This window comes from Rhodoglobus sp., from assembly GCF_053580035.1.
Map to the genome: position 1 here is coordinate 589,613 of NZ_JBMDVL010000001.1, position 25,954 is coordinate 615,566.

Annotated in this window: 23 protein-coding genes and 1 pseudogene; 12 read left to right on the top strand and 12 right to left on the bottom strand. The window is 60.0% G+C overall.

What is annotated here, in order from left to right; all coding sequences use genetic code 11:
* Nucleotides 1-195 precede the first annotated feature (195 nt).
* Nucleotides 196-684 carry a Dps family protein gene (locus ACOH1Z_RS02830; RefSeq protein ID WP_197105938.1) on the top strand — a complete coding sequence of 163 codons (489 nt, stop codon included), beginning with the start codon at nt 196-198 and terminating at the stop codon, nt 682-684.
* Between the two features lie 36 nt (nt 685-720).
* On the opposite strand, the gene ACOH1Z_RS02835 is transcribed toward ACOH1Z_RS02830, so the two are convergent.
* Genes ACOH1Z_RS02835 through ACOH1Z_RS02850 form a run of 4 tightly spaced genes read right to left on the bottom strand, consistent with a single transcriptional unit; the run spans nt 721 to nt 4,339 of the window.
* Nucleotides 721-2,166 (bottom strand): amidohydrolase, encoded by a 1,446-nt coding sequence (locus ACOH1Z_RS02835; RefSeq protein ID WP_449646973.1) that lies wholly within the window; start codon nt 2,164-2,166, stop codon nt 721-723.
* The gene (locus tag ACOH1Z_RS02840) at nt 2,153-2,776 is read right to left on the bottom strand and encodes an FMN-binding negative transcriptional regulator (RefSeq protein WP_449646974.1); all 624 of its coding nucleotides are present in this window, start codon (nt 2,774-2,776) and stop codon (nt 2,153-2,155) included. The genes ACOH1Z_RS02835 and ACOH1Z_RS02840 overlap by 14 nt, the downstream gene beginning before the upstream one ends.
* 1 nt (nt 2,777) lies before the next feature.
* Nucleotides 2,778-3,851 carry an Fpg/Nei family DNA glycosylase gene (locus ACOH1Z_RS02845; RefSeq protein ID WP_449646975.1) on the bottom strand — a complete coding sequence of 358 codons (1,074 nt, stop codon included), beginning with the start codon at nt 3,849-3,851 and terminating at the stop codon, nt 2,778-2,780.
* Nucleotides 3,851-4,339 (bottom strand): ribose-5-phosphate isomerase, encoded by a 489-nt coding sequence (locus ACOH1Z_RS02850; RefSeq protein WP_449646976.1) that lies wholly within the window; start codon nt 4,337-4,339, stop codon nt 3,851-3,853. The genes ACOH1Z_RS02845 and ACOH1Z_RS02850 overlap by 1 nt, the downstream gene beginning before the upstream one ends.
* 106 nt (nt 4,340-4,445) lie before the next feature.
* Between ACOH1Z_RS02850 and pepN the strand changes: the two genes are divergently transcribed.
* The 3 genes and pseudogenes from pepN to ACOH1Z_RS02865 form a co-directional block, all read left to right on the top strand.
* A complete protein-coding gene (pepN, locus tag ACOH1Z_RS02855) occupies nt 4,446-6,986 on the top strand; it encodes an aminopeptidase N (RefSeq protein WP_449646977.1) in 2,541 nt (846 codons plus the stop codon).
* A 78-nt stretch (nt 6,987-7,064) separates the two neighbouring features.
* Complete coding sequence (locus tag ACOH1Z_RS02860) at nt 7,065-8,054, top strand: mechanosensitive ion channel family protein (RefSeq protein ID WP_449646978.1); 990 nt, start codon at nt 7,065-7,067, stop codon at nt 8,052-8,054.
* Nucleotides 8,055-8,206: 152 nt separating this feature from the next.
* A pseudogene (locus ACOH1Z_RS02865) lies at nt 8,207-8,575 on the top strand (globin); the annotation flags it as partial.
* A 63-nt stretch (nt 8,576-8,638) separates the two neighbouring features.
* Here the strand turns inward: ACOH1Z_RS02865 and ACOH1Z_RS02870 are convergent.
* Complete coding sequence (locus ACOH1Z_RS02870) at nt 8,639-9,763, bottom strand: ROK family protein (RefSeq protein ID WP_449646979.1); 1,125 nt, start codon at nt 9,761-9,763, stop codon at nt 8,639-8,641.
* A 227-nt stretch (nt 9,764-9,990) separates the two neighbouring features.
* On the opposite strand from ACOH1Z_RS02870, the gene ACOH1Z_RS02875 reads away from it, so the two are divergent.
* From ACOH1Z_RS02875 to ACOH1Z_RS02910, 8 genes are all read left to right on the top strand, one after another.
* Nucleotides 9,991-11,022, top strand: a complete 1,032-nt coding sequence (locus ACOH1Z_RS02875) for an NAD-dependent epimerase/dehydratase family protein (protein WP_449646980.1) — start codon at nt 9,991-9,993, stop codon at nt 11,020-11,022.
* Entirely contained in the window at nt 11,022-12,086 is a 1,065-nt protein-coding gene (locus ACOH1Z_RS02880; RefSeq protein WP_449646981.1) for a dihydrodipicolinate synthase family protein, read from the top strand. Before ACOH1Z_RS02875 ends, ACOH1Z_RS02880 begins: the two co-directional genes overlap by 1 nt.
* 6 nt (nt 12,087-12,092) lie before the next feature.
* Nucleotides 12,093-13,073, top strand: a complete 981-nt coding sequence (locus tag ACOH1Z_RS02885) for a Gfo/Idh/MocA family oxidoreductase (RefSeq protein WP_449646982.1) — start codon at nt 12,093-12,095, stop codon at nt 13,071-13,073.
* The gene (locus ACOH1Z_RS02890) at nt 13,066-14,298 is read left to right on the top strand and encodes an Nramp family divalent metal transporter (RefSeq protein ID WP_449646983.1); all 1,233 of its coding nucleotides are present in this window, start codon (nt 13,066-13,068) and stop codon (nt 14,296-14,298) included. The genes ACOH1Z_RS02885 and ACOH1Z_RS02890 overlap by 8 nt, the downstream gene beginning before the upstream one ends.
* A gap of 167 nt (nt 14,299-14,465) precedes the next feature.
* On the top strand, nt 14,466-14,945 hold the full coding sequence (locus tag ACOH1Z_RS02895) for a hypothetical protein (protein ID WP_449646984.1): 480 nt from the start codon (nt 14,466-14,468) through the stop codon (nt 14,943-14,945).
* A 66-nt stretch (nt 14,946-15,011) separates the two neighbouring features.
* Nucleotides 15,012-15,311: a thioredoxin family protein gene (locus ACOH1Z_RS02900; RefSeq protein ID WP_449646985.1), complete on the top strand. Its 300-nt coding sequence runs from the start codon at nt 15,012-15,014 to the stop codon at nt 15,309-15,311.
* A gap of 528 nt (nt 15,312-15,839) precedes the next feature.
* The gene (locus ACOH1Z_RS02905; RefSeq protein WP_449646986.1) at nt 15,840-16,319 is read left to right on the top strand and encodes a hypothetical protein; all 480 of its coding nucleotides are present in this window, start codon (nt 15,840-15,842) and stop codon (nt 16,317-16,319) included.
* A 36-nt stretch (nt 16,320-16,355) separates the two neighbouring features.
* On the top strand, nt 16,356-17,387 hold the full coding sequence (locus ACOH1Z_RS02910) for an XRE family transcriptional regulator (protein WP_449646987.1): 1,032 nt from the start codon (nt 16,356-16,358) through the stop codon (nt 17,385-17,387).
* 109 nt (nt 17,388-17,496) lie between these two features.
* Here ACOH1Z_RS02910 and ACOH1Z_RS02915 read toward each other — a convergent pair whose 3' ends face one another.
* The 7 genes from ACOH1Z_RS02915 to ACOH1Z_RS02945 all read right to left on the bottom strand — a co-directional run bounded on the left by ACOH1Z_RS02915 (nt 17,497) and on the right by ACOH1Z_RS02945 (nt 25,951).
* The gene (locus tag ACOH1Z_RS02915; RefSeq protein ID WP_449646988.1) at nt 17,497-18,255 is read right to left on the bottom strand and encodes a hypothetical protein; all 759 of its coding nucleotides are present in this window, start codon (nt 18,253-18,255) and stop codon (nt 17,497-17,499) included.
* Nucleotides 18,256-18,607: 352 nt separating this feature from the next.
* Nucleotides 18,608-19,687, bottom strand: coding sequence for a toll/interleukin-1 receptor domain-containing protein (locus tag ACOH1Z_RS02920; protein ID WP_449646989.1), 1,080 nt, complete (start codon nt 19,685-19,687; stop codon nt 18,608-18,610).
* Nucleotides 19,688-19,898: 211 nt separating this feature from the next.
* Nucleotides 19,899-20,714, bottom strand: coding sequence for an HpcH/HpaI aldolase/citrate lyase family protein (locus ACOH1Z_RS02925; RefSeq protein ID WP_449646990.1), 816 nt, complete (start codon nt 20,712-20,714; stop codon nt 19,899-19,901).
* A complete protein-coding gene (locus tag ACOH1Z_RS02930; RefSeq protein WP_100388689.1) occupies nt 20,711-21,190 on the bottom strand; it encodes a MaoC family dehydratase in 480 nt (159 codons plus the stop codon). Before ACOH1Z_RS02930 ends, ACOH1Z_RS02925 begins: the two co-directional genes overlap by 4 nt.
* Complete coding sequence (locus ACOH1Z_RS02935; RefSeq protein WP_449646991.1) at nt 21,187-22,374, bottom strand: acyl-CoA dehydrogenase family protein; 1,188 nt, start codon at nt 22,372-22,374, stop codon at nt 21,187-21,189. Before ACOH1Z_RS02935 ends, ACOH1Z_RS02930 begins: the two co-directional genes overlap by 4 nt.
* Nucleotides 22,371-24,350: an acetyl/propionyl/methylcrotonyl-CoA carboxylase subunit alpha gene (locus ACOH1Z_RS02940; protein WP_449646992.1), complete on the bottom strand. Its 1,980-nt coding sequence runs from the start codon at nt 24,348-24,350 to the stop codon at nt 22,371-22,373. Before ACOH1Z_RS02940 ends, ACOH1Z_RS02935 begins: the two co-directional genes overlap by 4 nt.
* Complete coding sequence (locus tag ACOH1Z_RS02945; RefSeq protein ID WP_449646993.1) at nt 24,350-25,951, bottom strand: carboxyl transferase domain-containing protein; 1,602 nt, start codon at nt 25,949-25,951, stop codon at nt 24,350-24,352. Before ACOH1Z_RS02945 ends, ACOH1Z_RS02940 begins: the two co-directional genes overlap by 1 nt.
* Nucleotides 25,952-25,954 lie beyond the last annotated feature (3 nt).

Sequence of the window (25,954 nt, forward strand, 5' to 3'; positions counted from 1 at the left end):
GCGCATTACAGGGCAGATGGTTGCCTTATTCAGGATCGCGAAATCGAGGGACGGCGAACAGAGTGGATGCTCACCGATCGACAGTGGGGTTAGCCCCCGTAAGTCGAGTCGCGGCTGGTTAGCGTTGCCTCAGCTTGCTTGTGAAATTTTTGCTGCGTCGTAACGTTGTATCTGAAGAACAACGAAGGAGCACAAATGACCGAGATTAAAGCAGTTCCGCAGACCTCAGCCGATCCTGACGTCACCTCGGGTGTTGCCCAGTTTTTGGGTCCGGTAGTCACCGACCTCACTGCACTGTCGATTGATGGCAAGCAGGCTCACTGGCACGTTCGTGGTGTCAACTTTCAGGCCGTACACGAACTCCTCGACGTGATCGTCGACCACGCCCGCGAATGGGCAGACACCGCCGCTGAGCGTGTTGTGGCCCTTGGACTCCCGATTGATGCCCGCACCCAGACCGTCGGCGCCAAGGCAACAACCCCGAGCATGACGGCTGGATTCCAGCAGTCTGACGAGGTCATCGCTCAGGTCATCGCCGCGATCGACGCAACGCTCGTCACCGTGCGCACCGCAGTCGATGAGCTCGGCGAGCTCGACAAGGTCAGCGAAGACGTCGCGATTGAGATCGCTCGTGGGCTTGAGAAGGACCGCTGGTTCCTCTTCGCCCACCTCGCCACCAAGTAACTTTTCTGGTGGTCGCTTTGCCTGCGATGTGTTGTTCTACAACTCGTTGTGAGTGAAGCGACCATCAAGAATCGTCGCATCAACCCGCATCGCCCGCAGTTCTTCACCGCTGCAGTCGAGCGGGTTTTTTCGTGTCACCAGAATGTCGGCGACCTCGCCGACGGCGATTATTGACTGGGTCGATGCCCGCAATGCTTCGTCGATAGTGATGCACTGTTCTGGATGCCACGGCTCGCGCCCATCGCGACTGCGACTGACCGCCGAGGCGATGGTGGCCCACGGGTCAAGCGGAGCGACCGGAGCGTCAGAACCCATGAGGAGTTCCGCGCCAGCGTCGAGCAACGCTCGCAACGCGATGGTGCGGTGGGTGCGACCAGCCCAGTAAGCGTCCGCTACATCTCGGTCATCCATGGCGTGTTCGGGTTGCACGCTCGCGGCAATTCCGAGAGCGGCGAAACGAGGAATGTCTTCGGGGGAAAGCAACTGGGCGTGCTCGATGCGGCCACCGCATCCGACGGCTTCGAAAGCGTCGAGGGCAAGCCGGTTGGCGTCGTCACCGATGGCGTGCACGGCCGGCGAAAGGCCGGCGTCACTTGCGGTGCGAATCCAGTCGATGAGTTCATCGGTGGGGATATTTAGCATTCCCCGGTTTTCGCCATCTCCGGGGTAGGACTCCATGCAGTACGCGGTTCGGGTGTTGAGCGAGCCATCGGTGATGACTTTGAATGGCCCGACCTCGAGCAATGGGGCGAGTCGTTGCCCGGTTGCGAGGCCTTCGGAAATTGCTCGTTCGAGAAATCGTGGGTAAACGCCAACCCGCACCCGGAACAGGTCGAAGCCTTCGAGCATGCGGCGGTGCCAGTTGTCGAACTCCCACGTCATTTCGAGGTCGACAATGCCGACGACTCCCCGCGATGCTGCTTCTTGCGCGCTGTCGCGAATCCAGCCATCGAGAATTTCGGGTTCGACTCGGCTGAGTGCGCTTCCCACCGCAAAGGCTTCTTCTTCACGAAGAAATCCTGTCGGATGCTCGTAGAAGCCGAACCGTTCAAGAGCGAGGCTATTGAGCCAGCAGGAGTGCAGGTCGCCACTGACGAGCACGACGGCGATGTCGGCAACGGCGGAGTCGAGCAGCGCCCGGGTGGGCTGGTCTGGCCAGAGTGCATCCCGAAATCCTTGGCCGACGATGATGCCATCGGAGTGCGCCAGAACGGAGGTGGCGAGAGTGACCGCGACTTCGGTCGCTGAGGTGGTGTGGCTCAGGTCGATTCGCTGGGACAGTTGGGCCCACATGCTGGAGTGCACGTGCTGATCCCAGAGACCGGGCATGATCCAGCGGCCGTCAAGGTCGACGATTTCGTCGTGTGCTTCGGCCGCCGAAGCGTCGTGCGGCTCGATGGATGAGATTCGTCCCTCGGTGAGGGTCACGTCTACGAAACGTGTTGCATCATCTCCGACGATGCGGGCGTTACTCAGTTTCACTCGGTCGTGCCCTTATCATTTCTGCGGCCAGTTCTGGGCTACTGTACGTGCCATTTGAGTTGAGTTCATCCACGATGTGCTGGTGCACTTCTGGCTTTTTGTTTTGGCTCATCTTCAGGCGGGCGTCAAAGCGGTCGATGACGATACGCAGGCCGACGGTTCCTTTGGCGGTGCGGCGAGCGCCGGCTTCGTCATCCTTGAGGCTGACCGGATGCTCAACGTGGTGTTCGAAGTGATCAACGAGTTCACTCAGCACCCGAAAATTCTCTTCTTCACTGAGGATCTCGGGAGTGCCGTAAAGGTGGGCGGTGGCATGGTTCCAGGTGGGGATGTCATCGCCTTCGGGGTACCAGCTTGACGAAATGTAGCCGTGCGGTCCCTGAATAATGACGAGTACTTCGTGCTGGCCGAGTTCGTGCAGTTCGTCATCGGGGCGCCCGAAGTGACTGACGAGACTGATCTGATCGTCGCGCTCTTCGAGCATCACTGGATAGTGCGAGGCGACCATGCCGTTCGAGGTTGGTGACACGATCGTGGCCCACGGGTTTTCGCTGACGAGTCGGCGCACTTCAGCCGGGTCAGTGATGACGTAGGTGGGGGTGTGTCGCATGTCAGCCTCCCTGAGGGTTGGTGCCTAATGGTGCCTGACAATTAGGGCACCAGTACAGTTTGCGCGCCGAGGCCAGTTCCATGGCGATATTCGTTCCACACACGCGGCACGGGAGACCCTCACGGTGATAAACCCAGTGTCGGTCGGCGCGGTTTGCGAGCGCGGCCGTGTAGTCGTCGCCGGTGAGGCCTTCCATGGTCATCATCTGCCCGGTGCGCACACCGATTTCGAGCAGACGCGCCCAGTCCCGCCAGAGTTCGCGCAACAGCTCTTGGGGAATGAGCTTGCCCGGTGTGTGCGGGTCGAGGCGAGCGCGGAACAAAATTTCGGCGCGGTAAACATTGCCGATGCCGCTGACGACCGATTGATCCATGAGCAGGATGCCGATAGCTGTCTGCTTTTTGCGCACGGTGGCGACGAAGCGTTCTTCGGCCTCGCCATTGTCATCGACGAGCGGGTCGGGCCCGAGCTTGTTGAGCGCGATCTGCACTTCGTCAGGATTCAGTACTTCGCAGGCCGTTGGCCCGCGCAGGTCAGCACAGGTGGTTTCGGTCAGGAGGCGAACTCGAACGGCGCCGATGGGCTCAGGCGGGAATTCTAAAGGCGCATCGCTGGCTTTTTCTTGCTCAGACATCCGCAAGCGTGTGCGTCGTGGGGCACCGATGCTCGCGAGGGAGTCTTCGTGCTCCCCCACGACCGTGTCGCGACGAACTGCGCCGCTAGCAATCGAACCACCGGCATCCGCACCATCAACAGCCGCACCATCAATAACGGTTCCGTGCTGGTTGGTTTGCCCCATACGACCAGCAGCGGATGCCGTGGTGGCGTCTGCGGTGAAGTTGCCGGCGAAATCCCAGGCTCCGTAGAGCCCGAGGTGCACGCGCAGCCAGCGGTCGTGCTCGAATTCGAGGAACATCTGCTTGCCCACGGCTTTGGCGCTGAGCATCCGGAGCCCGTCGATGCGTTCAGCACCCGCAGCAAAGCGGCCTTGAGGTGACGACACTGCGACGGTTTTGCCGACGAAGTGCAGCGCGAACTGGCGCGCAATGCGATGTACGGAGTGCCCCTCAGGCATTAGTTCTCGAAGGGGTGCGCGGCGATGGTGCCTGTCGTCTCGTACTCGGCGAGCTGAGCGATGCGGCGGGCGTGACGCTCGTCGCCGGAGAAGGGCTCGGCAATGAAGAGGTCAATGAAACGGGTGGCTTCGTCGACGGTGTGCTGGCGTGCGCCAATGGAGATGACGTTGGCGTCGTTGTGCTGGCGCGCGAGAGCCGCGGTCGAGTCATTCCAGACGAGGGCGGCGCGGATGCCTTTCACCTTGTTTGCGGCGATCTGCTCGCCATTGCCCGAACCACCGAAGACAACACCGAGGGCTTCGACACCGGCGGTCTGGTCAGCGGCAACGCCACGGGCTGCGGCAATGCAGAACCCAGGGTAATCGTCGAGGGCGTCGTACTGAACGGGACCGTGATCGATCACTTCGTGACCTGCATCGGTGAGGTGCTGCTGCAGGGTGGCACTGAACTCGAGGCCAGCATGATCGGTGGCGATATGGATGCGCATTCGTTCAGTCTACGGTCGCATCCGGGCTGTAGTGCTGACATTAAGGGGGCGCGGCATAAGCTAGTTGGGTGCGGCCACAAACCGCCCCAAAACGAAGGAGTTGTACGTGCCCGGAGAGAACCTCACCCGTGTTGAAGCGCAAGAACGTAAAGCGATTGTCAACGTTGACAGCTATGAGATTGCGCTTGACCTCACAACGGGTCCTGAGACGTTTAAGAGCAGCACGACTGTTCGCTTTACTGCCACTGCTGGCGCATCCACTTTCATTGATTCGATCACCCGCACGGTTGATTCGGTCACGCTCAACGGCACCGCTCTTGATGTTGCTGCCGTGAACGATGGTGTGCGCATCCAGCTCGACAACCTTGCTGAGAACAACGTTCTTGAGGTTGTGGCGGATGCCGAATACACCAACACCGGTGAGGGCCTGCACCGCTTCGTTGACCCTGTTGACGATGAGGTTTACCTCTACTCGCAGTTCGAGGTGCCGGATTCGCGCCGTGTTTTCGCTGTGTTCGAGCAGCCTGACCTCAAGGCAACGTTCCAGTTCACGGTGACCGCGCCGGCACGCTGGGCCATTATCAGCAACTCCCCCACGCCGACTCCAACAGTGGATGGAGAGAATGCCACGTGGGAGTTCCCACCCACTCAGATCATGTCGAGCTACATCACCGCGATCGTGGCTGGTCCGTATGCCGAGGTTCGCGACGAGCTCACCTCAAGCGATGGCCGCGTCATCCCCCTCGGCATCTTCACGCGTGCGTCGCTGAGCGAGTTCCTCGATGCTGACTACATTTTCGAGAAGACTAAGCAGGGTTTCGAGTACTTCGAGAAGCACTTCCAGTACCCCTACCCTTTCCCCAAGTACGACCAGATGTTTGTGCCCGAGTTCAATGCGGGCGCTATGGAGAACGCGGGCGCTGTCACGTTCACCGAAACCTACGTGTTCCGCTCGAAGGTGACCGACGCCATCAAGGAACGTCGCGTCGTCACGATTCTGCACGAGCTGGCTCACATGTGGTTCGGCGACCTCGTCACCATGAAGTGGTGGAACGACCTGTGGCTCAACGAGTCATTCGCCGAGTGGGCATCGACTATCGCGACTGCTGAAGCCACCGAGTGGACTGAAGCGTGGACCACGTTCGCGGCCATGGAGAAGAGCTGGGCCTACAAGCAGGATCAGCTTCCTTCCACCCACCCCGTTTACGCCTCGATCAATGACCTCGATGATGTTCTCGTCAACTTCGACGGCATCACCTACGCCAAGGGCGGCTCGATTCTCAAGCAGCTCGTTGCCTGGGTTGGCCTCGAAGCGTTCATGGCCGGTGTCGCCGCGTACTTCACGAAGCACGCCTACGGCAACTCCGAACTCAAGGATCTACTGGTCGAGCTTGAGAAGACCAGTGGCCGCGAGCTCATGGAGTGGAGCAAGCTCTGGCTTGAGACCGCTGGTGTGAACACGCTGCGTCCGGATGTGGTGACTGCCGAAGACGGAACCGTCGAAAGCTTCGCGATCGTTCAGACCGCAGCTGACGACTACCCCACGATTCGCCCGCACCGTCTCGCTATTGGTTACTACTCGTTGGAGGGCGACAAGCTTGTTCGTCACCACCGCATCGAGATCGATGTTGAGGGTGAGCGCACTGAGGTTCCTGAGCTTGTCGGCACGAAGCGCCCCGACCTCATCCTGATCAACGACGACGACCTCGCGTACGCGAAGATCCGTCTCGATGACTCCTCGCTTGCTGTGGCCATGAAGCACCTCTCGGACATCACTGACCCGCTGGCTCGTGCCATCGTGTGGGGTGCCGCGTGGGATGCCGCTCGTGATTCTGAAACTCCGGCCAGCGATTATGTTGCCCTCGTTCTGAACAACATCGCTTCGGAGAGCGAGTCGACCACCATCCGCACCACACTCGCTCAGCTCGTGTTGGTTGCTAAGCAGTACGTTGCGCCTGAGCGTCGTGCCGCGACGGTCGAGAAGATCGGCGACACGCTCTGGGGTCTCGCTCAGAGTGCTGAGGCTGGTTCGGATGCTCAGTTCCAGTTCGTGAAGTATTTCGCGAATGTGGCATCCACCGAACAGCACGTCGCGGTTCTTCGCGCTCTGCTCAGCGGTTCGACCACGCTGGAGGGTCTCGAGATTGATACTGATTTGAGCTGGGAGCTGCTGGAGGGCCTCGTGCTCAATGGTGCTGCCGGTGATGCTGAAGTGGATGAGGCTCTCGCCAAGGACAAGACAGCAAACGGCCAGCAGGCTGCGGCTCGGGTTCGCGCCACGATTCCGACCGAAGCGGGCAAGCAGGCCGCGTTTGATTCGCTCGTGAAGAGTGACAAGGCGCCGAACGCGATCGTGCGTAACGTGACGACGGGCTACACCCACGTGAACGACCCCGCTGTGTTGGAGGCTTTTGTGGCTCCGTACTTCGAGGCAATCAACGATGTGTGGAACAACCGTAGCTACGCGATTGCCGAGATGGTTCTGCGTGGCCTCTACCCGGCACCGTTGGCTAACCAGGGGCTTGTGGATGCCACGAACGCGTGGCTTGAGGCGAACCCTGATGTTCCGGCTTTGCGCCGCATCATCGTGGAGAACCTTGCGGGGGTTGAGCGTGCGCTGGTAGTTCAGGCTCGCGACAACTCCTAACCCCTTTTCAGCCGCCTTCGGGTGGTCGTGCGGGAGCCTAGCGGCGACTATTCAGCAGTCGCTCGCTAGGCTCCCAGCATGGAAGATTTCACGTTGGGCGGCCTGTGGGTTGCAATCAGCGGTTTTTATGAGGGTTCGCGGCTGCTGCAGGGCCTGACGATTGTTGTTGTCGCGTGGCTTTTGCGCTTCGTCTTGCTGTTCGTCATCAAGCGCGTCGTTGACCGCATCGTTAATGGTGTGAAGCACAAAGAGAATATTCACGACACTCAGGTCTTGATGACCTCGCCACTGGCGGCCGTTCGTGTTGTGCAGCGCACTCGCACTCTGGGCGGGGTGCTTTCTAGTCTGGTCACGGTTGCCATTGTGATCGTCGTGCTGCTTCTGCTCTTCAATCTTTTTGTTCCCGGTGCCACGGGCGCCTTCGCTCTCATCACTGCGGCGACCGGTGCTGGTCTGGGTTTTGGTGCCCAGAACGTGGTCAAAGACGTGCTGAACGGCCTCTTTATGGTCGCCGAGGATCAGTTGGGCGTTGGCGACATTGTTGATCTAGGCCCCGCTGTGGGTGTCGTGGAGTCGGTCGACATCCGCACCACACAGGTGCGCGATGTGAACGGAACCCTGTGGTTTGTGCGCAACGGTGAGATCACCCGGGTCGGCAATATGTCGCAGGGGTGGGCGCGCGTGATCATTGATCTTGCTGTGCCCTACGACTCCGATGTGGATGCCGTGCAGGAGCGCATCCTGAAAACCGCCGTCGACCTCTATAAGACTCCCAAGTGGACGACTCGCATCTTGGAGCAGCCCGAGATTTGGGGCATTGAATCTATTTCGTCGGAGGCGGTGGTGGTTCGCCTGGTGGTGAAGACGGCATCCGCGACGAAGGATGATGTTGCTCGCGAGCTGCGGGCTCGTTTGAAGAAGGATTTGGATGAGGCGGGTGTCAAACTTCCCGCTTTGAACTCGATCGTGTTGAGTGGCTTTGAGGGTGCTGCCAGTGTGCGCGGTGCACGACCGCCCCGCACGCGCCCGGTGCCCGTGAACTTCGGCGAGGAGAAGCCCAAGAAATGACCGACTCTGAGAATGTAGCTGAGCCTGAGAATGCAGCTGGCGCCGGCGCCGAGAACGTAGCCGAGACTGCGAACGCGGCGGAGCCCGCGAAGCGCCCGAAGATTCGCATCATCGCGAAACCGGCGGTGACTCCGGATGCTCCGGCCGATTCGATGTGGGAACTTATTGGTGGTCGCGACACGTTCGAGAAGTTGGTGCGCGAGTTCTATGTGGGTGTGGCAACGGATGAGGTTCTGCTGCCGATGTATCCGGAGCAGCCCGACCTCGAGGGTGCCATCCAGCGCCTGACGGGTTTCTTGGAACAGTATTGGGGCGGCCCGAACACGTACAGCCAGGAACGCGGGCACCCCCGCCTGCGCCAGCGCCACATGCCCTTCAAGGTGAACCCGGATGCCCGTGACCGCTGGCTGCATCACATGCGCAACGCCCTCGACACTCTCGAACTACCGCCGCTCTACGACGCCGAAATCTGGGCGTACCTCGACCGTGCCGCGCACGCCATGGTCAACACGTTTGAGGAGTATCTGTCGCTACCCAGCTATGAGCAGCCCCGCGCGGCGTCTGTCAATATCGCCCCGACCCACTTAGAGTGGCGCGATTGTGGGAACTGTCATGCCATCGAGCCCGTAGATCTCAAATGACTTGCGGCGGAACGCGAGAACGAGAGCACCGTGCGCTGCTGCCTCATCGCCGAGTCGGGCCTCGACAATAGGGATCTCAAAAGGGAGCTGAATGTGCTTGCGCACACTCTCGGTGAGCGGGCGCAAAAACTCCTCGTGTGCACGAGACAGGCCTCCTCCGATCACCACTCGCGCGGGGTCGACCGTCATCATCAGAGTGGCGAGGGGGCGAGCCACACGTTCAATAAAACTTGCAATCTCCCGCTGCGCTGAGAGATCGCCATCACGCGCCCGCGAGAACACAACAGCCGCGTTCTCGCCGCTCTCCCACGCAATCTCGCCCGTCAGCGGCTGCACCCCAGGGAAGGCCAACCGCCCCACATCGCCTGCCGCATCGTGGGCGCCGCGACGCGGCTTGCCATCAAGAATGAGACCCACCGCAATACGATTACCCACCGAAAGGTAGAGGATGTCGTTGACAAGTTGTGCTGCGCCGAGATGATGTTCCGCAACGGCTGCAAGCCGCACACCGTTGTCAACGGTGACCACCGCGCCAAGTTCTTGCTGCAGATACACACCTATTTCAACACCAGACCATTCCGGGATCACCACAGACGTGAGAACAAACCCCGACTCATCAACGATGCCAGGAAGAGAAAGGCCCACTGCTCGGAGTCTCTTCACTGGGAGTGCTGCTGCACTAAAAGCTCGTTTCACCTCGTGAGTGACCGCGCCCAATTTGGCTGCACCGTCTGAATACCCATCAGCGCCCGGCCCGACATGGTCGGCGAGAACAACACCGCGCAGGTCAGAGATCACAACCCTAATGCTCGCCTTGCCCACGTCGACACCAGCAACATAGCCCTGAGAACCAGTGAACTCATACGATCTGGATGGCCGCCCGACCCCCGCACCCGGCACAGTTGTGCGGGTAACGATCTCCGCCTGCGCGAGGGTGCCAAGCACATTTTCTACTGACGTGCGGGAGATCTGAAGTGATTGAGCAATGCCATTTACGGCATCTGGACCGCTGTCTCGAAGATGAAGTGCCACCCGAGTAGCGTGCGATGGCGTTGCTGGGGTCTGCATTACACCTCCGATTTGTGAACAACCGCCCTTCACAAATCCGAGGCGATCTAAGGATTAACTCTAGCTTCCCGTGCGCTCGACCGCACTCAATTACTTCTAATATCTCAGACGAATAACGCAATCATTTCACGCCGTTACCGCTCAAAATCGAGACATTGACGTTGCTGGTTGCTAATTATCACAACCTAGTGTTGAATTACCGACACGCGACCAATGGAGGATCGAGTATGACTAAGGGATTTGCTTCCGAAGCCGAGTTGGAAGAGCAACTTGTCACACCGAGCGCAGGCTTGATCAGCGACTTCTCTCAGGGAACCGGCGACCTCGTCATACTCGGTGCCGGGGGCAAGATGGGCCCGACGCTTGCAGTACTGGCGCGCAAAGCGCTCGATGCCGCTGGCCGCTCCGGCGATACGGTTTATGCGGTCTCTCGATTCGCCGAGCAGTCAGTTCGCGAGGGACTAACGGCCGCTGGTGTGAAAGTCATCCCCTTCGATCTCATCGAAAGTGAGAGCTTGGACTCACTGCCGGATGCTCCCAATGTTGTCTTCATGGTGGGCGCCAAGTTCGGTGCAGCCACTAGCCCCTCCTGGGCGTGGGAAGTGAACGCTGCTCTTCCCGACCGCATTGCTCGCCGCTACCGCTCAAGTTCGATCGTTGCGCTGTCGACCGGCAACATTTATCCCTTCGTTTCTCCGGCCACCGGCGGAGCCTCAGAAGGTGTCGCGCCGGCTCCCATCGGGGAATATGCACAGTCATGCCTTGGCCGTGAACGTGTCTTTGAGTTCGCGGCGCAGGAGCGCGGAACGAGTGTTGCTATCGTTCGCCTCAACTACGCAGTAGACCTCCGCTACGGTGTGCTCGCAGACATTGTCAGCGCAGTTCATGCCGGCGAACCGGTCTCAATCGAGACAGCGAACGTCAACGTGATTTGGCAGGGCTATGCGAACGAAGTGGTACTGCGAAGCCTTACGCACGCCAGCTCAGAGGTGTTCACCATCAATCTCACCGGGCCCGAAACGCTGAGCGTCGAATCCATCGCGCGCCGGATGGGCGAACTGCTGGAGCGCGATGTGACAATCGTCGGCGAGCCACAACCGACGGCACTGCTGAACGATTCCCGCAAGTGCATGTCACTCTTCGGCTACCCCAGCGTCTCTGCCGAGACCCTCATCCAGTGGCAAGCGCAGTGGATCGAAGCGGGGTTGCCGATGACCGCCAAACCGACGAAGTGGGCTACTCGAGACGGAAAGTTCTAATGAGCGTCATCCCCCAGCTTCGCCCTTCCGCCGCCGCCTCGCTCTCGGCCGGAGTCGTCATTCCGGCACACCCACTCGCACTCACCGCGGAACGCACACTCGATGAACGGCGACAGCGCGCACTCAGCCGCTACTACCTTGCCGCTGGCACCGGTGGGATCGCAGTCGGGGTCCACACGACACAATTTGAGATTCGTGACCCAGAGCACAACCTGTTCGAGCCAGTTCTCGCGCTTGCTGCCGAAGAGATCAACAATCATGGTGACGAGGGCATCATCCGCATCGCTGGAGTGACCGGAGACACCGCGCAAGCTGTCGCCGAAGCAACGCTCGCTCGCTCGCTCGGATACGATGCGGTGCTCGTAAGCCCGCGGGTCGCAGGAGCAGACGAGCAGAGCCTTCTCGAACGGGCACGTGCAGTCGGCGAGGTGCTCCCGATCATTGGGTTCTATCTGCAAACCGCAATTGGTGGGCCCAACCTCAGCCGCGCGTTCTGGCGAGAATTCGCCGCGATACCCTCAGTCGTTGCCGTCAAGGCGGCCCCCTTCGATCGCTACCGCACGCTCGAGCTTATGAGAGGGGTCGCAGAGTCAGGACGGGCGGATGAAATCTCGCTCTACACCGGAAATGACGATGCAATCATCGCCGATTTGCAATCGGAATTTCACGTGGATTCCCCTACCGGGCCGCGCACGCTCCGTTTCGTCGGCGGCCTGCTTGGTCAGTGGGCAGTGGGTACACGCGCAGCAGTCGGCCTGCTGAAGACTGCTCATTTGGCTGCCGCCGGCGATGCAGAAGCGCTTGTTCGCCTGAACCGTAGCAGCGCAGATCTGGTTGATCTCAACCAGGCGGTATTCGACCCGGCCAACGATTTTCACGGAGTGATCGCTGGCGTGCATGAAATGCTTCGTCAGCAGGGACTACTCGAAGGCACCTGGTGTCTCGACCCCAATGAGGGACTATCCGCAGGCCAAGCCGCAGAAATTGTACGAGTGCGCCTCGCCTACCCGGAGCTCAACGATGACGCGTTCATCGCCGCGAATCGCGACGACTGGTTGAGGTAGGCCGCCGTGACCACCATCCGCGTTGCCTTCGCGGGCCTCGCACACTCGCATCCGTTCACCGACGCCACGAATCTTGTCAGGCTCAAGGAACAGGGTGTCGAGGTTGACGTAGTCGGTGTCTACGACTCCGATGCGAGCCAGGCAGAGATCTTCGCCGAGCGCTTCGCCTGCGCTGCCGCCAGCACACTCGACGCGCTCATCACACTCGACGCGGATCTGTTCATCGTCACGGCGAGGCCCCACGAGATAACTGCTTATGCCAAGACACTGCTGAGCGAAACCTCAGCACCACTCTTCTTCAATAAAGTTGTCGCCGCCAACCACACGCAACTGAGGAATTGGATTGCAGCAATCGACAGCGCCCCTGAGCGCGTGGGCACCTCATCCGTGCTCCGATTCGCTCCTCGCCTTCGTGAGCTTGCCGAACAGACTGCTGGCGCAGAGATTTGGGGACTGCGGATTCTTGTTCAGCATGACATCGCGATGTTTCTTGCAGAAGGCCGAAAGTGGCAAGACGATCCCGAACTCGGCGGGGGAACCCTCGTCACTATTGGCACTCACGCTTGGGAAATAGTCGACCAGCTACTCCCCCAGGCAACACTGGCCAGCCCGGCACAAGGGTGGATCCATCACGCCATCAACTCCGCGAGCACCTCAGAAGAGACAGCTCAGTTAGATGGATGGCTCGTGACCCCCGGCGGAACGAACGTGCCTCTTGCCCTCACCGTCACGGGAACTCCCGGCCCTGAGGTATATGCGGTGGATGTCTTCACCGCCACCGGCACGCATTCGTTGACCCTGTCATCCACCAATGCGAACGATTCGTTAGGTTTCGCAGAACTTGCTGATGAGCTCGTACGAAACGCTCAACTCGGCCGCACCACCACGCCGTGGAGTTCAGCCCAGACCATCGTCGCCAACACCATTCACGCAGCACTGACGCTGCGCGAATTTCACCGCACAGAAAAGAGTTCACGCAATGACTAACACTATTGCCCCACCGAGTGCCTCCGGAGTCGCACCGAAGAAAGGCATTTTCGGATCCATCGGGCCAGCCTTTATCACCGCTGCTCTTGTCTTCGGCCCGGGATCAATCGCCACCGCGAGCGCGATGGGCGCCACCTTCGGCTATGAGCTGCTCTGGGTTCCCGTCATCGCGACGATTCTCATGCTGTGCTTTGTGAACATTGGTGTTCGCATCGGGCTCAGCACCAAAGACAGCATTCTCGGAACGATCACCCACCGACTCACCGGCATCGTCGCCATCGTTGTGGGTATCGGTTCGTTCCTTGTCGTCACCTCGTTTCAGGCAGGCAACTCCGCTGGCACCGGTGCTGCCGGCCAGTTGCTCTTCGGTGGCGACCCACGATTGTTCGCGATCGGCTTCACCATAATCGGAGTCCTGTTCGTCTGGATCCCTAAGTTCTATCCGGCGCTCGAGAAGCTCATGATCGTGGTCATTCTGATCATGCTCGTGGCCATGATCACTACGGCAATCATCAGCAACCCGGATCCCGCCGGAATCATCGGCGGATTGGTCCCGTCTATCCCTGACGCGTCTGTGCCGCTCATTGTGGGACTCGCCGCAACCACGTTCTCGGTTGTCGGGGCGCTCTACCAGATTCAGCTCGTTCGTGAAAGAGGCTGGGCTCCCTCTGACTACAAAATTGCACGACGGGATGCTGTTCTCGGAACGCTGATTCTTGGCTTGCTGTCAGCAATCATCATGATCGCTGCGGCCGCCACTCTGAACCCAGCGGGTATCGCAGCAACATCGCCGGCAGCATTGGCCCAGATTCTGGCACCAATCGGATCGTGGGCAGTCGTTCTCTTTGCCATTGGACTGTGGGCGTCGGCATTCTCATCCATGCTCGGCAACTCCACCATTGGCGGAACGATGCTCGCCGGTGTTTTCCGTATCGACCGCGGTGGCCTCTCCTCAACACCGGTCAAGCTCTGCATCTCATTTGTGATCGTGCTCGGTGGGATTGTTGCGGCGATCTTCGGCGGCATTCCGATTCAGCTCATCATCACGGCCCAGGCGGTCACGATTCTTGCCGTGCCACTTATCGGAGTCGTAATGGTAATCCTCGGACGCCACAAGGATCGCGGCAGCCTACGCATCGGCGTGCCCCAGTTAGTTCTTAGCTTGCTCGGTCTCGCGTTCTTGGTATTCCTTGCAGTGATGTACGCGATTCGCATCTTCGGCTAATTTCCGGAACCATCAACGTGCTCGTATGGCTCACAGGCCCCAGCTTCCTGCTTGGGGTCGGTGAGCCATACTCATGCTGATAACGGTTGGCTGCATCACACTCTCGACCTCCTGGACACTCTCAAATTACCGCCGCTCTGCGACGCCGAAGATCTAAACTGCGAACCATGGCAGATAACGATGAGCAGGGAAGTTATGCGCCGATCAGACAGGGTGCCGAACGCCCCGAGATCCTGCATCGTCTGCCCTTCGATCTCTCGACCCTGTCGGTGACCGGTCTGGTCATCATGTGTGAACTCGATGATCCGGTTCCAGAAAACACAGGGCCGCACATGAGTATGAAGATGACCCAGTATCTGCGACTTTCGGATGATTCGATGATCCGTCTCGACATGGATCGCGGCGTGACCGTATCCCGACATGGGGGTGGCGACGTCGTTTCGTGGAAACGATCCGCAGCCGAGGTGATCTCAGAAGTTCTCGATCTGATTCGCAACGATGACGCCGCAAAACCCGATTCGTTTCCGTGGGAAGCGTATGCCGAGGCCGCACAGCTCCGCGGCATCGCGGTTGACGCCGACGATCTGCGCGAACTTCCGCACACTGTGCTGCTGTCGGATGAGCTCACTGAGATCTACGAGTTCTGACAGGCCACGATCCCGTCAGAATCACCGCTCCAGCTTCACGCGCACTTCAGGGGTTACCGTGAGGGTATGGAGATCACGCTGCAATACTTCGAGGGCTGCCCTAACTGGAAGGTTGCCGATCAGCACATCACCGAGCTCGTCCAAGAGTTCCCGCAGATCACGGTGTCGCGACACCTGGTCGACACGGTCGAAGAAGCTGAGCGTGTGGGGTTCCGCGGGTCACCGAGCATCCTCTTCGATGGCGTGGATCCCTTCGCCCAGCCGGATGCCCCGGTCGGGCTTGCCTGCCGCCGCTATGTCACCCCGGATGGCTTTGCCGGCGCACCCACCCTTGACCAACTGCGAGAGAAGCTGCGCGGCTTGTAGCCCGCGACACGTTCGAGATACTCGCCTTCGGGTCCTATATGGACGCGGCAAGGGATGAGGTGCTGCTGCCGATCCCGAGGGTGCGATCCAGCACCTGCGCATGCGTCACATGCCCTTCAAGGTGAACCGGATGATCGCGGCCGCTAGTCGAGCCACACGCACGCCGCACTCGACATCCACGAATTACCGCCGCTCCACGACACCGGAATCTGGGCACTCCTCGACCGCGCCGCGCACGCCAGTGTCAATAAGCTTGAGGAGTGACCGCGCATCGCGGCCGAAAGTTAGACTGTTGCGCAATTTGGGACCACATTTGTGGTACTGTTACACGCAACAGAACGGAACTCCATGTCGAACGTTGTATCTTTCAAGCCGGCCGACGAGCTAAGCGATGAGCAGCGCCTCGAGGCGTTCGCACTTTCTTCGCAAGTCTTCCACACGGCGTTGACTCCCGGGACGAGTCGAGCCCGAGGTAGGACCTCGCTTGCCCTGCCCACTACTCCGGGCAATGACATTTACCACAATGCCATGGAGGAGTTTGCGCTGATGCTCACTCCTTTGGGTTGGCAGCGTGTCGACGTGGGAGGGCAACCACGTCTCCTTCACCCCGAGGGCTTGATTTCGTTCACGCTCGCTTCTGCTAAAAATGTCGCTCATCCGGATCCGCGCATTTCACCCCGCACTCAGAAAAAGGGGACTGCAACCCGCAATGCGCTATCAGTCCAGCCCCATCAGGTTTTTTCCCTCTTCGACCTCCCTAAGTCGGAAGAAAACAGCGCCAACGTCGATGCCGCCGAAGTCGCCCCCTTCTGGATGCTGCTGCACGAGCGGACAGCCACAGGGCTTGACCTCCTGTTCGCGCGACCGCGCGATATGACGCCGAGCGGCATCGTCACCGGGTTTTCTGATCGCATCACTGTAGAACCATTGCACTTAGACGGCGACCTATCCGTATTCGATAACCCCGATTCTGACGAGGATTTCGACGTATCAGTCGAGCGCCTCTAGAACACACACTGGCTTTCGCCTGAAACGTGATGATCAATGTTCAACCCAGTCCGACTTAAACTAGCTCGACAGCGCTTGGGGCTGAGCCTAACCAAGGTGGCCGAGCAAAGTGGTGTTTCCTTGCGCTCGCTTACCAACTATGAAAACGAAGCATCACCTCCAAGCGAGGAGAATTTACTCAAGCTCGCCAGAACTCTCGAAGTCCCGAGGCAGTTTTTTGAGCGCGAGGCAGTCGACCTAGTACCTACCGACGCGGTGAGTTTCCGAAAACTCAGCAAGACGACCGCGTTGAAGAGAGATGCCGTGCTTGCTGCCGCAGTTCTTGCTATCGAGTTCTTCCTAGTAATCGAGTCGAAATTCAAGCTCCCACAATCAGATATCCCTTCACTGGACAAGTTGAGTGCCGAACAAGCAGCTGAACTCACTCGTCGCCGTTGGGGGCTGGCAGATCGGCCAGTTTCGAACATGGTCCATCTGCTGGAGTCAAAAGGTGTTCGCGTGGCTGCAATCAACCATGCGTACAGAGACATAGACGCGTTCTGTTTTCTCCGCGATAGCACGCCATACGTCTTTCTCAATACGTCTAAATCGGCCGAGCGCCAACGCTTTGATGCCGCCCATGAGCTTGGACACCTTGTTCTGCATGCCGAGCTTGAAATGGATCCAAGTCAATCCAAGGAACGTGAAGTGGAAGCCAACCGCTTTGCAGCAAGCTTTCTCATGCCCCAGTCAGCTGTCCTCGCTCAGTCGATGAAGGGGGCGAGCATCGACCGGATCCTCGCGGCACGCAGCCATTGGAAGGTTTCTGCCATGGCGATGACCCACCGTCTTCATGAACTTCATCTTCTCTCTGATTGGCAATACAGGACGGCGTGCGTGACGTTGTCGGACAACGGCTACCGCTCATCGGAGCCCGGCGGGATCGTCCCAGAAACATCACAGTTATTGAAAAAAGTGATGTTCGGTGGAGATGGCAAGTTCAGCGCCCGTGCCGCGGCACGGGCGCTCGACCTCGAACCAACCGACGTCGCTCATTTCGTCAACGGCCTTGTGCCAGTCGCTGCCTAGAATATGTTTCGGCGCGCCTCCTAGCGCGACAAGGGCTGTCCCCGTGCGCCGAGCATCAGCGCAGCCTCGCTTAACCCTCGACCGCCTGCGGGCGGCTTGGAAGACCTACCTAGGCTGCAAAAAACGCCTTTGCAAACCGCCCAGCGAATTCGTCTGGCACGTCTTCGTCCGACAGCAGAAAACCTGTCGCCATGATGATCTGAAGCTGAATCAACCGGTGTGCCTTAAGGTCCTCGTCTGCCGGATCCGGCACGCCACGAGACATTCGGCGGTTGTCATCTGAGGGTGCATACTTGCCCGCAAGGTTGGCGGACGCGTGTGAGAATGGCGTCTCCGCAAGCCACATTGAATATGTGGACCAGGCCTTGACCTCACCCGAACTAACAGCAGCGCTGAGTCGGGTCACCTCCTGATGAATCTTACCTTTCGTCGCGTTCTCCAAGACGAAAGTGTTCATCTCGGCAGCGTCAAAATCTATCTCTTGGCCTGCATCCCGCAAGTAGTCTAGAAGTCGGTTTGTGTCCTGCCTGTCCTTCTCGAGCATCGTGTCGACCGCAATTCCGCGGTCCGACGGCGGAACTCCTTGGAGCCAGTGAAGACGAAGTGCGACCTCTAGAACGAGACGTCGGTTCGGCGCCCCAGCCGATAACTGGTCGGCCTCCGCGAGCATAGCCAACACCTTATCCTGGGCAAACGCCGCGCGACAAAGTCCTACTACCACTTGAGTTGTGCGGTTCGACAGCGGTACATCGTCGATCCTTGCACTTAGGACAGCATCGGCGGACCTACCGATGATTTCCGCATTTATTATGCGTTCGGGGCGCAGGCGAGCTACCTGTCTTTTGTGTTTGGACGTTCTACCGCTCATGCTCTAAATCTATCCGCCATATAGACGCAGAAAATCTCATCAATAGAAAAGAGCTTCTCTTCCCTCACGGCCTCGCTACTAGCTGCTAGCTGCTAGCTGCAGCGTTCTGGCTTCCTGACGCCGCACTTCCTGGGATCGAGAAAAGAAATGCCCCCATCGATCCTCCGGCCCCGGCATTAACGACCTAGGTCGCCGGTAGTTGCCAGCGAAGAATGCCCTCACGAATCAATTCCCGCCCGCCGCGCGCAAGTGGAAGGCAACATGAGATCGCTATGCGCCCCTCACCTGACCTTGCAAATGGACTCAAGCTGCACTGGAGCTCGGTGAGGGCGCGGAAACGCTATTGAGAGCCTCAGAGCGTCGCCCAAGTTCTCGCAGTACCCATACCGGCGCGCATAGACTGCATCCCTCTCAACGCTGGTTCGAGCGCTCGACGTGTGCTCACATTGCCAAGCGAGGCAAGACGCAAGCCAGCAATAGCCTCATCAATTACAGTTTGTGACGGGAGTTGATCAGGAAAGTTCCCGAGAGGCGTCAAGAGCCTTTCGAGACTTTGTAGCGACTCTGGGTTTCCGATATCCCGAAGTTCGAAAACGACTGAGCGGAGCTGAACGTCTGCCGCCGCAACACCACCCTCCATTTCCGAAGCGGTTATCGCGAAAGACTCAGCTGCGTCTTTTATCTGCATGGCTCCTCGCAATTGCTTTGCCCTCTTTGCCTGGGGTGAAGTCTCGGCCGCCGTGTCCTCAGTCACTTGCGTAAGCACTGAGCTGAGATTGGCCATCGCTTCGTTCGCGTTCGTGAGCGACGCAGTCACATCCGTAACAAGCTCATTCAGCGCTTCAAGGTCCGCGGCACTTTCTTCAGGTGTGTCGCTAGGGGCGAGGCTGCTAGCCCTTTCTACTTCGCGCTCGGACAACACAACTTCTGCCGCATCTAGGTGGCTGGCAAGGTTCTCAATCATTCTATTTATCGCACCGATCCAAGCGGACGATTCATATCCCGTGGCCCATTCAGCTTCGATGGAGATGTAATTGAGCCGTTCAATCAGCTGTACTAGTTCGTCAGGGTGGTCCGGGGTAATTCGGCTTGCCCCTGCTAGGACGATGGGCACAATCAACTCAGTAACACCAAGTTCACGGGCGTTCTCGTAGTAGGCAGAAAGTTCCTCGCGGCAAGCATCGCTCTGAAAGAAGCGCATTGTAATGACGGGCATAAAAACCGCCGCGCCCAGCACACTCTCTCGAATTTCTTGGCGCCAGTCAGCGCCCCATCCGATTGAGTCCCGATCAAGGAAGATCTCCAAAGATCTTCCCGTCTGTGCGTTGAACCTCCCACCAAGTTCTGACTTCAACCTGTCGACGACACTCAAAAAGTCAGTGTTATCTGGGCGGTGATAGCTGATGAAGCATTTCGACGCAATTTCAGTCATAGCCACATGCTATCGGTAGCAAACCAGCCCGAAAAGGGTCGATGAGTTTCGTGTGGCTCCCGAGAATTCGACTACCCCTGCAGTTCGCCGATTGCCCGAACCCTGCTCGCCCCATCAGCGGCACGGTGCACGCTATGGGCAGAAAGTCGTCTCTAGGTGGCCACTTACGCGGCGATCATCACGGTCGGGCTTGGCACGCCCGGTTCTTTGGCTACCCCTCGCGCAACCCCGCCCGCGCGACCACGCACTCCGCGTGCCGCAGGATGGGGCCGTCGACCATGCGACCCTCGAAGCTGAAGACCCCGGGCTGCGATTCCGCTGCAGCGAGAAGTGCCCGTGCTGACGCGATTTGCTCGACCGTGGGCGCATAGCTTTCGCGCACAATGGCGGCTTGAGAGGGATGAATGCAGGCCGTGGCCGTGAACCCGAGTGCTGCGGCATCCCGAGCCTCAGCAGCCAGACCATCAGTGTCGGCAATGTCGAGATGCACCGCGTCGATCACCGCCTTCGAGTAGGCTCCCGCCGCCAACAACACCGACGAGCGAGCGTGCAGCGCGACACCACGGTAGGGGCCGGAATCTTCGCGCGACGACGAACCGCCGAGCGACGCCACCAAATCTTCGGCACCCCACATGAGGGCAACCACGCAATCCAGCGCCGCCAAACTCGTGGCCGCCAGCACACCCCTCGCCGTCTCGCACAGGGCGATCACGTCGAGTTCTTTGAGCGCATCGAAGTCAGCAACCGACTCCGACTTTGAGAGCATCACCGTGCGGTACTCCGTCTGCTCCAACGCCTCCAGATCACTATCGTGATCCTCAGTGCCGGCCGGATTCAGTCGCACGATCGTGCGGGCCGGATCCATCGGGTTAGCGATCAGAGCAGCGCGGGCCGCAGCCTTGTCGACACTGGCTACGGCATCCTCAAGGTCGATGATGATGGCATCCGCGCGCTCCAGCGCCTTGGCATAACGGTCGGGGCGATCCCCCGGAACAAACAGAATCGACGGCCCTAAAGTGAAGCTCACGGTGCGCCCTCCTCAGTCCAGACCATCACCGAACGGGTTGCCACAGCCACCACAACACCGTCCTGGTTCTTGGCCGTGTGACGCAACGAAATGATTCCCTGGCCGGGGCGCGACTTCGACAGCCGCTTCTCCAGCACCTCCGACTCGGAATACATCGTGTCGCCGTGATAAAGCGGATGCGGAAAGTTGACCTCCGTGAAGCCCAAGTTCGCCACAATCGTGCCTTGCGTCAGCTGAGCGACGGATGCTCCCACCATCGTCGAGAGCGTGAACATCGAGTTCACCAAGCGCTGTCCGAAAGGCTGCTGCTCTGACCACGCCGCATCAAGGTGCAGCGACTGCGTGTTCATCGTCATCGTCGTGAAGAGAACATTGTCAGCCTCGGTGACGGTGCGGCCGGGTGCGTGCAGATAGACCGCGCCCTCCTCGAACTCGTCGAACCAGAGACCGCGCTGCTGTATACGTTTGCCGGTCATAGGGTCGCGAACCCCAGTTCACGAGCAATGACCATCATCTGCACCTCAGTGGTGCCCTCACCGAGCTCCAGCACCTTGGAGTCACGGTAGTGGCGGGCGACAGGGTTCTCGTTCATGAAGCCATAGCCCCCAAAGATTTGGGTGGCATCCCGAGCGTTATCCATGGCCGCCTCGCTGCTGATCATTTTCGCCAAGCTCGCCTCCATCTTGAAAGGAACTCCGGCAACCAGTTTGCGGGCTGCGTCGTAGGTTGCCAAGCGTGCCGAGTGAACTCGCGCCTGCATCCGCGCAATCTTGAACGCGATGTGCTGGTTCGAACCGATCGAACGGCCGAAGACGTGACGCTCGTTGGCGTAGCGGATCGACTCCTCGAGGCAGCCCTGAGCCGCACCCGTGCAGAGTGCCGAGAACGCAACGCGACCCTCATCCAGAGCCTCAATGAAGTTCGCGAAACCACGGCCGCGCTCCCCCATCAGGTTCGCTTCGGGAACCCGCACGTTGTCGAACGACAGCGGATGCGTGTCAGACGTGTGCCAGCCGACCTTGTCGTAGGCCGGGTGCACCGTGAACCCGGGCGTACCGTTCGGAACGAGGATGGCGCTCAGCTCAGGTCGGCCATTCTCGCGACGACCCGTAACCGCCGTGACCGTCACCACCTTCGTGATCTCGCTGCCCGAGTTAGTAATGAACTGCTTCGTGCCGTTGATGACCCATTCGCCATCGACGAGCTCGGCAGTGGTCTTGGTTCCCGCAGCATCGGAGCCCGCATCCGCTTCGGTCAGACCAAAACCGGCGAGAGCTTCACCGCGCGCCAGCATCGGCACCCACTGCTGCTTCTGCTCGTCGCTGCCGTGCTTGAAGATCGGCATGGCGCCAAGACCGATGCCAGCCTCGAGCGTCACCGCGATCGACTGGTCAACGCGAGCAAGCTGCTCAATCGCGATGCACAGCGACACATAGTCTTTGCCCTGCCCACCGAATTCTTTGGGGAACGGCAAACCGAAGAGCCCCATCTCGCCCATCTGAGCGATGATGCCGTAGGGCAGTTCACGCTTCGTGTCGTACTCATACGCTGCCGGGGCAACAACCTTGTCAGCGAAATCGCGCACGTCAGCGCTCAACTTCAGCTGCTCATCGGTGAGGCCGAGGTGGGTGATTTCGCCGCGGGTAGCGTCGTGACTCATGAGGTTTCTCCTTCAGTGCTCGCTCGTGGCGATTCGATTCGGGCAACGATCTGGTCTCGTGTGACCAGATCGCCAGGCTTCAAACTGATGTCGACAACCCCATCGAGGGTCGCGACAACGGGGTGTTCCATCTTCATGGCTTCAATCGTGAGCACCGTCTGACCGGCAGTCACCGCGTCGCCGTGCGTTACGGCGACCGCGACAACGGTGCCCGGCATCGGCGAACGCAGTTCGGGATCGACCACACCGGCGACTCTCGCGAGAGTGGCGCGGTGAGCGGCGAGCGACTCAGCGCGGCTCTGCGCAGTGAGAGCCCAGGAGGTGCCCTCCTGCGCAATCCACACCGTGGAGTCCACCGTTTCGATAGTGAGACGGATGCTCTGCGCACCCCACTCGACACCGGAGCTCGTCAAGCGGGCCGGGGTGGTCATGCCGTCGATCGTGACGTCCGCTGCGTCGGGCGGGCCGGCAACCAGAACCTCGTGCACCTGCCCCGCACAGGCGAGACGGTAGCGGGCTGAGCGATGGTGGCCCACACGCCAGCCGCTGGGACGCTGCCAGGGTGAGCCCGGCATCCAACGCTCGGAATGGATGCTCAGGGCCGCCGCCGCGAGAACGGCAGGGGTTGGGGCGGCGAACTCGATCTCGGCAAGAGCCCGTTCGATGAGGCCGGTGTCTAGTTCGCCGGCTTTGACGTCGTCGCGGTTGACGAGGGCGCGGAGGAATTCGATGTTGGTGGTGACGCCCAGGATCACTGTCTCGGCGAGGGCGCGGTCGAGGGCGTGGAGGGCTTCGGCGCGGGTGGCGCCGTGGGCGATCACCTTCGCGAGCATCGGGTCGTAGTTGGCCGAGACCGTGCCACCCTGGATGAGTGAGCTGTCGACGCGCACGCCCTCAGCTTCGTGCAGGTGCACGATCTGACCGGCGGAGGGCAAGAAGTCGTTGGCGGGATCTTCCGAGTAAATGCGTGCCTCAACCGAGTGACCAGTGAGCAAGGCTTTCTCCACCGTGAGCTTCTCGCCAGCGGCGATGCGCACTTGCCACTCCACGAGGTCGATGCCCGTGACCATTTCAGTGATCGGATGCTCCACCTGCAGGCGCGTGTTCATCTCCATGAAGAAGAACTCGTCGGGGGCATTGTCGGAGACGAGAAACTCGACGGTTCCCGCGCCGACGTAGTTCACGCTGCGCGCCACCTCGCAGGCGGCTTCACCGATGCGCTGACGCGTTGCCTCGTCGAGCAGCGGCGATGGTGCTTCTTCGATGATCTTCTGGTGACGGCGCTGCAGCGAACATTCGCGCTCCCCCAGGTGAATCGTCGTGCCGTGACTATCGGCCAGCACCTGCACCTCGATGTGCCGGGGCTTCTCCACGAGGCGCTCAAGAAAGAGAGTGTCATCGCCGAATGCGGCACTGGCCACGCGACGAGCAGAGTCGAGTGCACCAGCAACGGCATCAGGCTCGCGCACGATCGTCATGCCCTTGCCACCACCACCGGCTGACGGCTTGATCAGCAGCGGGAACCCGACCTCGGCCGCAGCAGCCACGAGATCGTCGTTCGTCATGCCCGGCTCAGCGACTCCGGGAATCACGGCGACGCCACGCTCGGTCACGTGCTTCTTCGACGCAATCTTGTCGCCCATGATCTCAAGCGCTTCGACGCCGGGGCCGATAAACGTGATTCCGGCTGCCGCGCAGGCCTCGGCGAGGGACGCGTTTTCGGAGAGGAAGCCATAGCCCGGGTGCACCGCATCGGCGTGCATGCCGTCCACGGCATGGGCGGCAGCAACGATCGATTCAACCGAGAGGTAGCTGTCGATCAGCACCGCGGCATCCGCGACTCGAACGTGCTTTGCGTCACGGTCGTGCTCCGTGTACACCGCGATCGAACGGATGCCCATGGAATGCAGGGTGCGCGTGATGCGACAGGAAATTTCGCCACGATTGGCGACCAGAACAGCAGAGAACATCGCCATCACATCCGGAAGAGGCCGAAGCCCGGGTCGGGCAGCGGGGTTGCCGCGGCGATATCGAGGGCCATGCCGAGCACGTCTCTAGTGTCTTTGGGGTCAATGATTCCGTCATCCCAGAGGCGGGCTGTCGAATAGTAGGGACTGCCCTGGCGTTCGTATTGCTCGCGGATGGGCTTCTCAAACTCGACCTTGTCATCGTCGGTGAAGGCATCTTCGCCGAGCTGGTCGCGGCGCACCGTGGAGAGCACGGCCGCAGCCTGCGGGCCGCCCATGACTGAGATGCGGGCGTTGGGCCACATCCACAAGAAGCGTGGAGAATAGGAGCGGCCGCACATCGAGTAGTTGCCGGCACCAAAGGAGCCGCCAATGACTACCGTGAACTTGGGAACACGGGTTGTCGCGACCGCGGTCACCATCTTGGCGCCATTCTTGGCGATGCCGCCAGCTTCATATTCCTTGCCGACCATGAAACCAGAAATGTTCTGCAGAAACAGCAGCGGGATACCTCGCTGATCGCACAGTTCGATGAAGTGCGCGCCCTTGAGCGCCGACTCACTGAACAGCACCCCGGCGTTGGCGACGATGCCGATCGGATGCCCGTGCAGCGTCGCAAACCCGGTGATGAGCGTCGTGCCGTATTCCTTCTTGAACTCGTGGAACTCACTGCCGTCAACAAGGCGCGCGATCACTTCGCGCACTTCGTAAGGGCTCTGCACGTCGGTGGGTACAACCCCGTAGAGCTCGTCAGGGTTCACGGCGGGCGGGCGCGAGGCAACAACATCCCACGCGGGAGCAGCAGGCTTGGGGATGGTCTTGATGATGTCCCGCACAATCTCAAGCGCATGACGGTCGTCATCGGCGAGGTGGTCGGTGACGCCCGACGTGCGCGCGTGCACGTCTCCCCCGCCGAGTTCTTCGGCCGTGACGATCTCGCCGATGGCGGCCTTCACGAGCGGCGGGCCGCCAAGGAAGATCGTGCCCTGATTGCGCACAATGATCGTCTCGTCGCTCATCGCCGGAACGTACGCACCACCCGCGGTGCACGATCCCATGACTGACGCGATCTGCGGGATGCCCGCCGCCGAGAGCCGAGCCTGATTGTAGAAGATGCGCCCGAAGTGGTCGCGGTCGGGAAACACCTCGTCTTGCATCGGGAGAAATGCCCCGCCCGAGTCAACGAGGTACACGCACGGCAGCTTATTCTCGAGCGCAATCTCTTGAGCGCGCAAATGCTTCTTGACCGTCAGCGGAAAATAGGTGCCGCCCTTGACCGTGGCGTCGTTGGAGATCACGAGAACGGGACGAGAGTGGATGAGGCCAATACCGGCAATAACGCCAGCGCCGGGGGCCTGGTCGTCATAGATTCCATTCGCGGCGAGCGGAGCGATCTCGATAAAAGGACTGCCCTCGTCGAGCAACTCATCGACTCGATCGCGAGGAAGCAGCTTGCCGCGGGAGACGTGACGTTCGCGAGATTTCTCTGAGCCGCCGAGGGCTGCCGTCGCGAGTCGTTCGCGTAATTGCTCGACAAGGCCGCGCATTGACTCTTCGTTAGCCGCAAACGTCGGGTGGGACGGTTGAGCGGCCGAGGAAATCTTCTCCATCGA

Coding starts and splice junctions, on each gene's coding strand:
- ACOH1Z_RS02910 (WP_449646987.1), top strand. CDS start 16,356: ATGTTCAACCCAGTCCGACTTAAACTAGCTCGACAGCGCTTGGGGCTG.
- ACOH1Z_RS02900 (WP_449646985.1), top strand. CDS start 15,012: ATGGAGATCACGCTGCAATACTTCGAGGGCTGCCCTAACTGGAAGGTT.
- ACOH1Z_RS02875 (WP_449646980.1), top strand. CDS start 9,991: ATGACTAAGGGATTTGCTTCCGAAGCCGAGTTGGAAGAGCAACTTGTC.
- ACOH1Z_RS02860 (WP_449646978.1), top strand. CDS start 7,065: ATGGAAGATTTCACGTTGGGCGGCCTGTGGGTTGCAATCAGCGGTTTT.
- ACOH1Z_RS02935 (WP_449646991.1), bottom strand. CDS start 22,374: ATGAGTCACGACGCTACCCGCGGCGAAATCACCCACCTCGGCCTCACC.
- ACOH1Z_RS02920 (WP_449646989.1), bottom strand. CDS start 19,687: ATGACTGAAATTGCGTCGAAATGCTTCATCAGCTATCACCGCCCAGAT.
- ACOH1Z_RS02930 (WP_100388689.1), bottom strand. CDS start 21,190: ATGACCGGCAAACGTATACAGCAGCGCGGTCTCTGGTTCGACGAGTTC.
- ACOH1Z_RS02830 (WP_197105938.1), top strand. CDS start 196: ATGACCGAGATTAAAGCAGTTCCGCAGACCTCAGCCGATCCTGACGTC.
- ACOH1Z_RS02850 (WP_449646976.1), bottom strand. CDS start 4,339: ATGCGCATCCATATCGCCACCGATCATGCTGGCCTCGAGTTCAGTGCC.
- ACOH1Z_RS02945 (WP_449646993.1), bottom strand. CDS start 25,951: ATGGAGAAGATTTCCTCGGCCGCTCAACCGTCCCACCCGACGTTTGCG.
- ACOH1Z_RS02880 (WP_449646981.1), top strand. CDS start 11,022: ATGAGCGTCATCCCCCAGCTTCGCCCTTCCGCCGCCGCCTCGCTCTCG.
- ACOH1Z_RS02895 (WP_449646984.1), top strand. CDS start 14,466: ATGGCAGATAACGATGAGCAGGGAAGTTATGCGCCGATCAGACAGGGT.
- ACOH1Z_RS02915 (WP_449646988.1), bottom strand. CDS start 18,255: ATGAGCGGTAGAACGTCCAAACACAAAAGACAGGTAGCTCGCCTGCGC.
- ACOH1Z_RS02890 (WP_449646983.1), top strand. CDS start 13,066: ATGACTAACACTATTGCCCCACCGAGTGCCTCCGGAGTCGCACCGAAG.
- ACOH1Z_RS02845 (WP_449646975.1), bottom strand. CDS start 3,851: ATGCCTGAGGGGCACTCCGTACATCGCATTGCGCGCCAGTTCGCGCTG.
- ACOH1Z_RS02840 (WP_449646974.1), bottom strand. CDS start 2,776: ATGCGACACACCCCCACCTACGTCATCACTGACCCGGCTGAAGTGCGC.
- ACOH1Z_RS02870 (WP_449646979.1), bottom strand. CDS start 9,763: ATGCAGACCCCAGCAACGCCATCGCACGCTACTCGGGTGGCACTTCAT.
- ACOH1Z_RS02940 (WP_449646992.1), bottom strand. CDS start 24,350: ATGGCGATGTTCTCTGCTGTTCTGGTCGCCAATCGTGGCGAAATTTCC.
- ACOH1Z_RS02905 (WP_449646986.1), top strand. CDS start 15,840: ATGGAGGAGTTTGCGCTGATGCTCACTCCTTTGGGTTGGCAGCGTGTC.